The organism is Microcoleus sp. B13-B6 (genome assembly GCF_036705405.1).
GTDB lineage: Bacteria > Cyanobacteriota > Cyanobacteriia > Cyanobacteriales > Microcoleaceae > Microcoleus.
This window is the reverse complement of record NZ_JAUBUJ010000151.1, coordinates 1-12756: the sequence shown is the minus strand read 5'-3', so window position 1 is coordinate 12756 and position 12756 is coordinate 1. Positions and strand designations below refer to the sequence as shown.

The window sequence follows — 12756 nt, the reverse complement described above, 5'->3', positions numbered from 1 at the left end:
TTTGTCCCAATTTGAATGTTGATGCGAACAGGAGAGGGAAATAAATTCAGGGGATTGATTTGTCGCCACATAGACATCGCCAGCACAAACACCCCCGCCGATGCGAGTACAAGTGCGATGAGTTGCCCAAAGTCAACCCAGTCTAAAAAGCTGGTGGAAGTCTGGCGGGTAAAACCACACACAGGGAACGAACCGTCGTTAGTCCAATCTAGGGTGTCTACACTGTCTACACGTTCTGAGTCAAGCGGTTCAGGCGTGGTGTCTACAGTGTCTACACTCAAACTGTCTACACTGTCTACATTCACTGTGTCAAGCGATTCACCGTCAACGAGGTACAGTTCCAGCAGCGCTTCCCATGTAGCAGTCTTGCTAAGTTTCCCGAACTGTCTGGCATCTTCATTGGTGAAGCCACGGTCAAAGGCGATCGCCTTTAATTGGTCAATGCGACGGTAGCTGACGGTGGGTTTAGTCATGACAAAACCCCGTCAACTCAATCATTAAGAGTTGCGATCGTCCGCAAAGACAACCGTCTAAAAATGTCATAATTTATCGGCTCCAAACGTTCCAACACAACGATTTGGGGAAGTCGTGACTTGTTAAGCATTTCCAGTGCTTAGCAGTCGCGCATCAATCTTCCTTAGTTACTCACGATTGCAGACTTCCACTTCCTTGTCAAGACAGGAAGTGTAAAACTTTGTGTCGCAATGTATACAATTGTAAATTAACACTTAATATAAACTGTCATACTAACTAAATATAATTGTCACAACAACTGTCTGTCAAATTATTCCAACTGTCACAAGTAAAAATACGCATTGACTGCGAAAAAAATTCACATTTACGCCGTAAACTATATATTTCAACGCATTAAACCCAAAAACAACTGGATTTTTAACACTCAGTAAAATCAACTGTCACTATATATACTATATATTGACACATTAAACCGTCACATATACAACTGTACCAGTAATACCAGCGCTACAATCGCTGAAAGCTTTTATCAGCAATGGTTCCAGCACACACACAGGAAGTGCGTGTTTTTTGGCTTAAAATCAGATGCCTGTCGCGTCCCGGTGTTGATTTTGTACGCAAGAAAATCTACAAAAAAATTGCCTCTAGAATCAACATCCCAACAGCATCAAAGCGGGCGCAAATGCTCCAAAATCTTGCCGTCTAAATACACGGCATTAATCACCTTCTCAGACGTATCGCACCACTTAGCAACAACCGCACTCGGTACACCCTTACCAACTTGTTCGCTGATAAAAGTGTCCCGACAAGAGTAGGGAGTAGTAGTTTTACGATGTCCTTCAATCTCGCGAGTTTTCTCAGTGATTGGGTCAACCAACTTGTGCCAAGTGCGAATAGTGAAATTGCTGTAATTAATCGCCCCGCCCTTCTTGGGTGAGGGAAAAACCAGACTGTTTTTGTCCGTCAAGTTTTCCGGCTCAAAACCTCTTAAAAACTCGCTTAATTCCTGATTACAAGGGAACCTACGACGCTTGTTGTTTTTACTACCATCAACCCTAGTCTCTATCCCGCCCGGATGCTGCACACTGCCGTTAAACACAACGTGAGAAAAGTCTGAGGCAATATCGCGCCACCTCAAGCCAACAGCCTCAGAGGGACGGCATCCAGTCATGAACCAAAACTGCACCAAAGGGTAATAGTAGCAAAGCTTCTGCCCTCCATAACCCCTGCCGTTCCAATTCCCTTTGTGGTTCTTGAAAGCTTCTAATACCAGCGCCTTTTCTTCGGGACTAAAAGCGTTAGGTTCAGGGTCACTTTGCCAGTTGTGTTTTGGCAAGTCGGCTGCCATCCCGTTAAAAGGGGAAGCGGACAACCTGGTAATAATTTTAAATTTAATCCCCCATTCAACCGCTGCATTCACGTATGTCAAAACTCGCTTAGTCATGCTGTTAGTAGTGTCGCCTAGCAGCCACGCGCGTACTTGCAAAGCATTATCCTCGGACAAACTTTGGTAGGGACAGCGGTCAATATAAGCTTGAATGCTCGTTACTAAATAGTGAAAAGTTGTGGGCTTGACAGCAGGTTTTTTGAATTCTAAATATCTCTCAAACAATTTAGTTAGAGTCAGTTCCGGCTTAGGCTTGATTGTCTCAATAACAGTCAGGTGAGTCTGTGACTTGTATTTCTTGAGTGTGGGGTCAAAGCGCTCAAACTTGATGTCAGATTCAATCAACTGTGCTTTAGCCTCTGCCAGTTCCCAGTTTTCAGGGGTATCTGCCATCCCCAAAGACAGGTATTTTTGCTCCCCCCCGTACAAATGTCTTGGCAGCTGTAACCGCAGTCTCCCCTCGCGAGCTGCTACCACCACGGAACCGTAAGAAGCTTTCCCGCCCGATTTGGGAGTTTTAGTCATGTATTTTTGCTCAAACTCGATCGACCAATTTTACCAAACTGACTACGGTTTGACTACGAAAACAGTGGACGGCAAAAACATTTTGCGAGAAATCGTTACGGGACAAAGGGTTTGTCGATTCATTCCTATCGCTTCCCATGCTGAACGTCGTGGGTTCGAGTCCCACCGTCCGCTTGCGCGAACAGTATTTAAAACCCTTGATAAATCAAGGGTTTTGGCGTTTCTAGGGCTTTTTCTCTGTGGTTGCACGGGATGTTTTTGGAGATAAATACAGAGTTTTTGGAGACAAATACAGGGTTGTTGATGGCTGCTTGGAGACAATTTGGAGACAAAATTGGAGACAATCAAGTGCCTAGACTTGCCAATACGTCCAACACAGTTTCCATATCCGCCAAATCAGCCCTCGACTTTTTGGGTGGTACTTTTAACCCCCATTCCGCACCTCTACTAGACGTAGGGGTCATGGTAAAATTTCAAAATCGACAGGACAACGTTAGCCCTTTGGAGACAAATTCGAGACCACACGGGATACAAAAATCAGCTCGGAGGATGTAACCCTTTGCCAGTATCGGGTTCCATGAGTGATGCTTACCTCTTCCGCTGAACCTCGTGGGTTCGAGTCCCACCGCCCGCTTTGACTGAATTTTCATATAATTTAATTATGAAATTTAATTACTCTTATCCATTCAATCTATGGCTTATTTCTTAACCGCTGCTTTATATAAGTTCGTTGAACTACCTGATTTTGCTGACCTGAAAGTACCGCTACTCGATTGTTGCAACAACAACAACGTCAAAGGCACTATCTTACTGGCCCAAGAAGGCATTAATGGCACTATTGCCGGCTCGTCCGAGGGCGTACACGCAGTGCTGGCATTCTTGCGTAGTGACCCGCGTTTTGCGGATATGGTACACAAGGAATCTTTCTCGGAAAAAGCACCTTTTTACCGTCTGAAAATACGCTTGAAGCGCGAAATAGTCACGATGGGAGTACCGGACATTAATCCCCGCCTCATGGCTGGCAAATATGTTAAGCCTGATGAGTGGAATAAGCTGCTTGACGATCCCGATGTTGTCGTGGTTGATGTGCGTAACGACTTCGAGGTATCTCTGGGTACTTTTGAAGGCGCTATTAATCCCAAAACAAAAAGCTTTTCTGAGTTACCTGAATGGGTGCGGCGGGAAACTGCTTTACGCAATAAACCCAAGGTGGCAATGTTTTGCACGGGTGGTATTCGCTGCGAGAAATCTACTGCTTTTTTGCGTAGTCAAGGTTTTGAGGAAGTCTATCATCTCGAAGGCGGAATTTTAAAATATTTGGAAACGGTGCCGGAAGCAGAAAGTCGTTGGGAAGGTGAATGTTTTGTCTTTGATGAACGGGTTTCTGTTGGTCAGGACTTAAAGCCGGGTAACTATGAACTTTGTCGCGGTTGTCGTCACCCGATTAGTCAGGAAGATAAGGCTTCTGAATTCTTTGTGCTTGGTGTGAGTTGTCCTCATTGTCATGACTCCAAAACGGAAACCAAAAAACAAGCCTTATCTGAACGTCAACGTCAGATTGAGCTTGCTAAGCGTCGCAACCAAGTACATATAGGCGCGCGCTACGATGCGAAGGAAAAAGTAGATGAGGTCTGCGACTAATATAGCAATCCTAAATGAGTCGTAAATTTTTTACCCCACCCCAGCCCTCCCCTTACCAAGGGGAGGGAGTTAGAAATTCACAAATGATTTAGGATTGCTATAGTATTAAAACTAAAGTCCAAGAAACCCGGTTTCTACGAAAAATCTTGTTTGGCGACGAGAAATATCGAAAGAAACCGGGTTTCTGACCCGAAAAACCCGATCGCGCGATCGACTAATTATATCGTTTTCGGTTGCATCGGAATCATAAAATCGAGTCAACAGTCAACAGTCAACAGTCAACAGTCAACAATAATTCCGGTGCAACCGGAATTGATATAATATGTCAGCAACATACCCGATTTTGTATTCCTTCCGCCGCTGTCCCTATGCTATGCGCGCGCGCTTGGCCTTGATGGTTAGCAATCGGGTGTGTGAGTTACGGGAAGTTGTTTTGCGAGACAAACCACCAGAGATGTTGGAAGTATCTCCCAAAGGTACAGTACCAATATTAATTGATGTTGACGGGCGGGTACTCGATCAAAGTATCGATATCATGTTGTGGGCATTGAGACAACACGATCCTGACAAATGGTTGATGCCACAGCAAGGTTCTGTTACAGAAATGCTGGAACTAATCGCTCTATTTGATGATAGGTTTAAATATCATCTTGACCGTTATAAGTACCCGGATCGTTATCCAGGTGTTGATGCCCAAATACATCGTTATGAGGGTTCTTTATTCCTGGAAAAACTCAACTCACAGTTAAGTGCCACTAAATATTTGTTTGGTAACAATGTAGCATTGGCTGATATGGCGATCGCACCTTTTGTTCGTCAATTTGCTCATACAGATCAAACTTGGTTCAACGAACAGCCTTGGCCTGGGCTACAAGCTTGGTTAGCAGGGTTCACAGAGTCGGAAATTTATAGCAGTGTGATGCAGAAATATCCGAAATGGGAATCCGGGAATCTAGGCGTTATTTTTCCTTCCTCGTAATTAGTTATTCAGGACTTACGGACTCAAGGGCGTTGAATCAAGGGTTTGAGATTGTTTCACTAGGTTTTCTTGGGACAGAAAATGGTAGTAGGTGCGTCAGTCCTATTATACTTATTCGCTGTCAGCATATTTATTCAATGCCCAAAATGTTAGTTACCATGCTAAACTTATTGTTTTCCGAATGCCAGATTGACCGAAAGCATCGAGGATACCCGCCACGTGATTCATTCCTTCGGAGACTCAAGACGGAGAAATCAAAAACGTGTATCCGATGAAACTTGCCGAACGTATTTATCCGTGGTGTCAATGCTTCAAATCTAAAATCTAAAATCTAAAATCTAAAATCGATTGACTGTCATTTGACTAGAAAAGTGACGGCGGCAAAAATCGCATTTTGCTAAAATTTTTAACTTGAAAGGCGTTAGTGTATTCTAGTAAGTATTGTCAGGCTGAAATTATGATTGATGTTGGTTCGTTAGTTCGATCGCCCAGAAACGATTTGGGAGTCGGAAAAGTTGTTGAGGTATCGCGTATCGAGGCGGTAGTTGAATATTTTTGCTCAGTTAAAAATCGCATCCGCAAAACCGTGCCCTTAAGTCTACTGCAAGAAGCTAGACTTCAGCGCCAAACCCGCTGCTACCTCTGGAGTACCACTCAGGAAAGATGGATAATTGGGCGAGTTTATGATTGGGATGAAGATAAATTAGAGTACGAAATTGACCTGCCCGACAGCCAAAGTTTGCAAGCTGTTGAAACCGAACTTTACGTTCGCTGCAATATCCCGATCGCCGATCCGATCGACATTTTAGCAGTCAAAGGCCAAGAAACGCCGTATTTTCACGATCGCCGATTGGCATTTGTTCAATCTGCGATCGAACAGCGGGCCGTCAGCCGCGGCATGACCGGTTTAATTTCTGCTAACATAGACCTCTATCCGCACCAAGTTGAAGTCGTGCGGCGCGTCCTAGAAGACCCAATCGTGCGCTATTTATTGGCAGACGAACCAGGACTGGGAAAAACAGTAGAAGCCGGCACAATTCTCCGCCAATTCCTGCTAGATGAACCCAACGGACGCGCTGTGGTACTGGTTCCGAAATACTTGCTCGAACAGTGGCGGCAGGAGTTGGAAAATAAATTCTATTTGTCTCATTTTGCTGACCGAGTGCAGCTTGTTGCTGTTAGCGAAATCAATCAAATTAGCCGCAACGCTAACCTGGATTTTCTGATTGTTGATGAAGCGCATGATGTGGCGGCAATGGCAAATTCGAGCGATCGCGCTCAGCAGCAGTCCTTTGAACTCTGTCAGAAACTAGCTCAGAAAAGCAAAAATGTATTGTTATTATCTGCAAGGCCAGTTCTCGGCCACGAGCAAGATTTTCTAACGATGCTGCACTTGCTAGATCCCACAACTTACCGTCTTGATGACCTGGAAAGCTTCAAGGAACAGGTGCAAAACCGTCAAGAAATCGGCCGCGCTTTGCTAGATTTCCGAGAAAATTCCCAGCCTGCTGTTTTGCAAACAAAACTCGCTCAACTTCGCACTATTTTTGCCAAAGATGATTATTTAATCGGATTAGCAACAGAGTTAGAAAGTTGTTTGAAAACTAAAGAAACAGCAGAACAGGCTCGGCTTGTCCGAACTATTCGCACTCACGTTAGCGATACCTACCGCCTCCATCGTCGCATCCTTCGCAACCGCCGGGATGCGGTTGAAGATGTGATTTTCGAGCGAGATGCTGTCCCCAAAACTGAGTACGATCTGAATGATGAACAGTGGTCGGAAATTCAAACCGTACTCGATAAATGGCGCACAGTGGCTCCCAAGTCGAGCGAATATCAGAGAATTTTTCTGCTATTTTTCCGCGCTTCTGGTACTTGGCTGAATGTTTTAGAACGGGTTGTCAAAGCTCGTTTGCAGAAAAAATCGACTCCAGAACTCGATCGCGAATTTGGACAAAATGACACGGCGATTTTGACCAAAACTGCGCTGTTTCCCGAAGAAAGGGAAATGCTGGAAACCTTGCTCAATACCCTGGAAAAGCCCCAGGAAGGGCTGGATCGACTGAGTTTGTTACGAATCGCGGTTCTCCGATTTCTGGCAGTTGCTTTGAAGGTTCCGCGCGAGTATCACAGCAAACCTCGCGATTTGCTGTCGAGAATTCAACAGCAAATTAAACGACCGATTCCGGGCGAGCGTTTCCCGAAAATTGTGATTTTTACCAGTTTTACTGCAACTTGTAAAGAGATTGCGGAAAATTTAGCTAAAATCTTTGGTAAAAATGCGATCGCCAGCCATGACACGAGCAAATCGGCTGATGATGTTGAGGCTAGTCTCAAGCGGTTTAAGACTGAGCCGCATTGTTTTATCTTAGTGTGCGATCGATCGGCCGAAGCAGGGGTAAATCTGCAATTGACAGATTGGTTAGTTCACTTCGATTTGGCGTGGTTTCCCAACCAGTTAGAACAAAGACTCGGCAGAGTCGATCGCATTGGCAGCAAAATGGGAGTGCAATTTTGTTTGTTTGCAGGCCCGGATTTGCCAGAGAGTCCCCACGAAGCTTGGTTTCAAGTTTTAAAAGATGGGTTTGATATCTTCAACAAATCTATTGCCAGCCTTCAGTTTTATGCTGAGGAAAAACTTCTCAAACTTGAAGAAAAGTTGTTTGCTGAGGGAGGCAAGGGCTTATCCAGCGAAATTGAAGCGATTAAAACTGAAATCGCACAAGAGAAAATCAAAATTGACGAACAGTACGTTCTCGATGAAATTGATACTCTGGATGACAGTGCATCTCAGTATTTTGAATCTCTCGACAACTGCGATGCTAAGCATAAAGAAATGCAGCGGGCTACTGAAGGTTGGTTGTGTCAAGCTCTTCACTTCAAACAAATCGAACATCCGAGTATATCGGGGTTGATGCGCTATAAACCTACTCAAAAAACGTTAATTCCCTCGAACGATTTGATGACCAGATTGGTTCCTTATTGCCAGCAATATGGCAGTTACAATCGCCGCATTGCTTATCAGAATGCGGATGTCGCTCTTTACCGCATTGGTGAGGGGTTGATCGATGCAATTAGCTCTTATATTCGCTGGGACGATCGCGGTCAAGCTTTTGCCATGTGGCGGCATGATGAAAGTTGGGATGCTGCGCCTGGGAAGGAGTGGTTCGGCTTTCAGTTTAATTATTCAATCCAGACTGATGTGCAGCCAGCCAAGCAAGTTTTGCAAGCACAAAACATCGAAAATTACAACTTGAAAGCTTTGCAGCGCCGCGCTGATGCTCTGTTTATCCCAATATTTGAAACTGTGTTTGTAGATGCTCGCAGTGAGCAGATGTCTCTGGTGGAAGATGCGGAACTTCTGGCGATTCTGCAGCGGGATTATAAGGGGAAAGGTGGGCCGAATCGGGATTATAATTTGTCGAAAAATCGCACGTCGCTGATTGACAGTTTTGTCGATCCGCTAGAATGGGATGATTTTTGTCAAAAGGGACGGGTGGTATCGGAGGAGTTGCTGCGCGGGCGATCGGCTTTTGTGGAAATGTGCGATCGATCTGCTGTTACTGCTGCTATCCAACTAGAAAACCGGGTGAATCAATTGCAATTGCGGTTGAATCGACTTTCTAAATCCGAACAACTTTTAGAATCGGTTTTGGCTGATGAAATTAGTACGGAAAGTTTGTTGAGTCAAGCGGTTTTAGCTGGGATTCGCCGCCCGCACATGACTCTTGAGTCTGTGGGATTTATGGTGATTTCTGGGCGTCCTCCTGTAAAGTCGGAGGATGAGGGATAATTTGTTTGGGAGGGCGATCGCTCTTTTTGGGGGCGATCGCTTTTTAGCAACCGCAGATGCAGGCGGATAAACGCGGATGGACGCAGATGAAGGAAAGGGCGATCCGTTTTATCTAAACTGGGGAAGTGACAGCAATTTTTAGGTTATGGGACTGCAAAAATGATAAGATAAAAGCAGTAGTAATGAGTAGCAGTAAGGAACCCCACGCTTAAAAGCGGGGGCTTTTAGGAAGTCCGGCTCGATCGCCAGCGGTGCAAGAAGAAAGCCCGAACCTTACCAGAGACAGGATTAGACCTACGTTTTTAGAGTCATGATACCGGAAAATGCGACGCTAGTTTTCCGCTCTATCGCCAAAAGTTAAACAGGATTAACGGGGTTAAACCAGTGCTTTTGGCATAACAAGCTCCTAAAACATTCAAGGGAGCGAACTTTACCCAGCAATGGAGGACTTTGTGTCTAATTTCGTTTTTGTACTTGATATCCACAAACGACCGCTCAATCCAATTCGTCCAGGATTGGCTCGCAAATTGCTAACCACTGGCAAAGCTGCTGTTTTTAAAAGATATCCATTCACACTCATTCTCACGGTAGAGATAACAGCACCCCAGGAACCAATCACTCTTAAATTAGACCCTGGCTCCAAGGCTACTGGAATCGCATTAGTGCAAGGAAAAGACGTAATCTTTGGTGCAGAACTAGCTCACCGAGGTCAAGCTATTAAAGCTGGTCTGGAGTCTCGCCGTTCATTGCGTAGAGGCAGAAGAAATCGTCATACCCGCTACCGAAAAGCTAGATTATTAAACAGAACTCGCTCGAAAGGGTGGTTGGCTCCAAGCTTGCAACATCGTGTAGAAACAACCTTAACTTGGGTAAAGAGATTGAGGAAAGTTGCTCCCATTGCTTCTGTTTCGCAAGAACTTGTGCGGTTCGACTTGCAACAATCAGAAAACCCAGAAATTAGTGGACTGGAGTACCAGCAAGGCGTTCTATACGGCTACGAGATCCGCGAATATTTATTGAACAAATGGGACAGAAAGTGCGCGTATTGTGGAATTACGGATATGCCACTACAAGTCGAACACATTCATCCCAGAGCCAAAGGCGGATCTAATCGAATTTCTAATCTGTGCCTTGCTTGTGATACTTGCAACAAAAAGAAAGGCACTCAAGATATTGAGCAATTCCTATCTAAAAAGCCCGATATTTTAAAGCGGATTCTCTCCCAAGCAAAACGTTCCTTAAAAGATGCAGCAGCAGTTAATTCAACTCGCTGGGCGTTGTTTAACGGACTCCGTTTGACGACTGGTTTACCAGTTTCTACTGGCAGTGGTGGCTTAACAAAATTTAATCGCACTCGTTTGCAGCTACCTAAATCCCACTGGTTAGATGCTGCTTGCGTAGGCAAAGTCGAAGAATTAAAGGTGCTGACTTTTCAACCGCTGTTAATAAAAGCAGCCGGACACGGTACTCGACATATGTGTGGCACAAATAGGTTTGGCTTCCCAGTTCGACACAGATCGAAAAAGCAGATCCATTTTGGTTTTCAAACGGGCGATATTATCAGCGCTACCGTCACCGCAGGCAAGAAAGTCGGTTCCTACGTGGGACGAGTTCTTTGCCGTGCATCCGGTTCGTTCGACATCGCTACAATGAAGGGAAGAGTAGCAGGAATTAGCCATAAATATTGCAAACCTATTCACAAAAAAGATGGCTATTCCTATGGATTTTGATTCAAGGCGACTGAAGTCGCAGCCGCTTTCCTCCCCATGTCGGTAGCCCGGGGCTTGTCGCTCGTTTTTTGGTGATTTAGTTAAAAGCCACGCTTCGGCCTGACATCAAAGCGCGTCGATCGCATGGAAATTAAACCGCACAGCCAAAATGAAGAAGTCTCAGATAAAAATTCTGCTCGTAGAGGACGATGGAGGGCTGAGAGCAACACTGGCAAATGTGTTGGAAGCAAATCATTACGGGTTGGATCGGGCAAATGATGGACAAGTGGGCCTAGACTTGGCAGCAGCAATTGAGTACGATCTAATTGTGTTAGACGTGCAGGTTCCCAAACTCGATGGAATTAGTCTATGTCGGCAATTGCGATCGCAAGGCTACCACAAACCGATCCTGTTAATGACGGCAAAGGATTCAGATGCGGAGATGGTGGCTCTTCTCGATGCGGGCGCCGATGATTACATCAGCAAGCCTTTTGCTACGGAAGTATTACTGGCAAGAATACGAACTTTATTGCGACGCAGTAAAGCACTTTCCCCAGGAGGTTCTACTCAGAATTCAGCGGCTAATACATTGACTTGGGGAGAGCTTTGTTTAGATTTAGAGTCTGGTAGAGTGACATTTTGCGAACAAATAATTTCACTGACACCGACCGAATATAATCTGCTGGAATTATTACTGCGAAATCCCGATCGCATCTTTAGTCGCAGTGCTATTTTGGATCGTTTGTGGGGATTTGATGAGGCACCAACCGATCGCGCCATTATCACTCATATTAAGGATGTCAGAAAGAAATTGAAGGCCGGCGGCTTAACTGAAGAAATCATCGAAACAGTTTATGGCATGGGCTATCGACTGAAACCGTACACCCAATCTGCATCGTCTAGTTCAAATAATCTTGGGATTGAGCGCACCAAAAAACATCAATCTCACGGGGTAGATAAGTCCGAAAGCTACAAAGTGTTAGAGCGGTTTCGGGGATGCTTCAACCAACAAATTGCTGTATTGGAACAGGCAAAAACTGCTCTATTAGCAGGAAATTTAGAAACAGAATTACAGCACGCGGCCAAACATGAAGCTCATAAATTAGCTGGCTCTCTGGGATCTTTTGGTTATCCCGAAGGCTCGAAATTGGCACGCTCGGCAGAGCATTTGCTAATAAAATATCGCTCTTTGACTGCTGAGGAAATTACCCGCTTCTCGGAATTGGTGACAGGATTACAGCAGGAATTAGCCAAAACACCGATTACATCAACGGCTGTACCAGTTTCTACTATTTCAACTTTCAACTATCGGGTTTTGGTAGTTGATGATGATGCTGCATTAACGGAGCGATTGAAAGTAGAATCCGAAGCTTGGGGATTGCGGATGAAAATTGCGCCGAATATTACTGCTGCCCGATCGCGTCTTGCTTTGTCAATGCCCGATGTGATGTTACTAGATTTAAGTTTTGCAGAGACAGAGGAAGATGGATTGACGCTACTGCGAGAACTCACCGAGCGATCGCCTACTCTTCCTATAATTGTCTTTACCGGACGAGATAGTCTTGCCGATCGCTTGGCAGTATCGCGCTTAGGTGCTAAGCAATTTCTGCACAAACCTGCAACCACCGAGCAAATTTTTCGAGCCATCGCCCGTGTTCTACCCAGTCCCAAAACTTCAGAAGCCAAAGTCTTAATCGTAGATGATGACCCTGTGATGCTGGTTAAATTATCAGCGTTACTGACTCCTTGGGGACTTGAGGTGACAAATCTCCAAGAACCACAGCAATTTTGGGAGGTGTTAATTACCATTGAGCCCGATTTAGTAGTGCTGGATCTAGAAATGCCGATCGTCAGTGGCTTAGAATTGTGTCAGATCGTCCGACAGGATATCCAATGGGAAAATTTACCGATTTTGGTGGTGACAGCCCATACCGATCCAGAATCTCTGCAACAAGCCTTTGCAGCGGGAGCCGATGATTTTATTACCAAGCCGGTACTAGGGCCTGAATTAGTCACGCGGGTCCTCAGCCGAATCAGGCGCAGTCGTCCTTTACTTCAGGGTGGGAATACTTAAATACAACTTATACCAATTTTTTATGAGGCCCCGTAGAATCCGATCCCCCCGGCGCCCCCTTAATAAGGGCAGGGCGGTTTCATTCTCACCAAAAGGTTTTTGTAGGGGCGGTGCCCCCGTGCCCGCCCCCACCCACAGACGATTTCACAGGCGTTTGGGACATGGGGGCAACCA

At 45.3% G+C, this 12756-nt stretch carries 7 protein-coding genes and 1 tRNA gene; 6 read left to right on the top strand and 2 right to left on the bottom strand.

Annotated elements, in window-relative coordinates; genetic code table 11:
* A partial coding sequence (locus QUB35_RS36345; RefSeq protein WP_333147530.1) for a hypothetical protein occupies positions 1-473 on the bottom strand: 473 nt, incomplete at its 3' end.
* A 668-nt stretch (positions 474-1141) separates the two neighbouring features.
* Entirely contained in the window at positions 1142-2386 is a 1245-nt protein-coding gene (locus tag QUB35_RS36340) for a tyrosine-type recombinase/integrase (RefSeq protein WP_333147528.1), read from the bottom strand.
* An 84-nt stretch (positions 2387-2470) separates the two neighbouring features.
* On the opposite strand from QUB35_RS36340, the gene QUB35_RS36335 reads away from it, so the two are divergent.
* The 6 genes from QUB35_RS36335 (at position 2471) to QUB35_RS36310 (ending at position 12582) form a co-directional block, all read left to right on the top strand.
* Positions 2471-2560: transfer RNA gene (locus tag QUB35_RS36335), tRNA-Gly, on the top strand.
* Positions 2561-3079: 519 nt separating this feature from the next.
* Complete coding sequence (trhO, locus tag QUB35_RS36330) at positions 3080-4027, top strand: oxygen-dependent tRNA uridine(34) hydroxylase TrhO (protein WP_333147526.1); 948 nt, start codon at positions 3080-3082, stop codon at positions 4025-4027.
* A 322-nt stretch (positions 4028-4349) separates the two neighbouring features.
* Positions 4350-5006 carry a glutathione S-transferase gene (locus QUB35_RS36325; protein ID WP_333147524.1) on the top strand — a complete coding sequence of 219 codons (657 nt, stop codon included), beginning with the start codon at positions 4350-4352 and terminating at the stop codon, positions 5004-5006.
* Between the two features lie 457 nt (positions 5007-5463).
* Positions 5464-8799: a protein DpdE gene (gene dpdE / locus QUB35_RS36320; protein ID WP_333147522.1), complete on the top strand. Its 3336-nt coding sequence runs from the start codon at positions 5464-5466 to the stop codon at positions 8797-8799.
* 452 nt (positions 8800-9251) lie between these two features.
* Entirely contained in the window at positions 9252-10529 is a 1278-nt protein-coding gene (gene iscB, locus QUB35_RS36315) for an RNA-guided endonuclease IscB (RefSeq protein WP_333147520.1), read from the top strand.
* 148 nt (positions 10530-10677) lie between these two features.
* On the top strand, positions 10678-12582 hold the full coding sequence (locus QUB35_RS36310; RefSeq protein ID WP_333147518.1) for a response regulator: 1905 nt from the start codon (positions 10678-10680) through the stop codon (positions 12580-12582).
* Positions 12583-12756 lie beyond the last annotated feature (174 nt).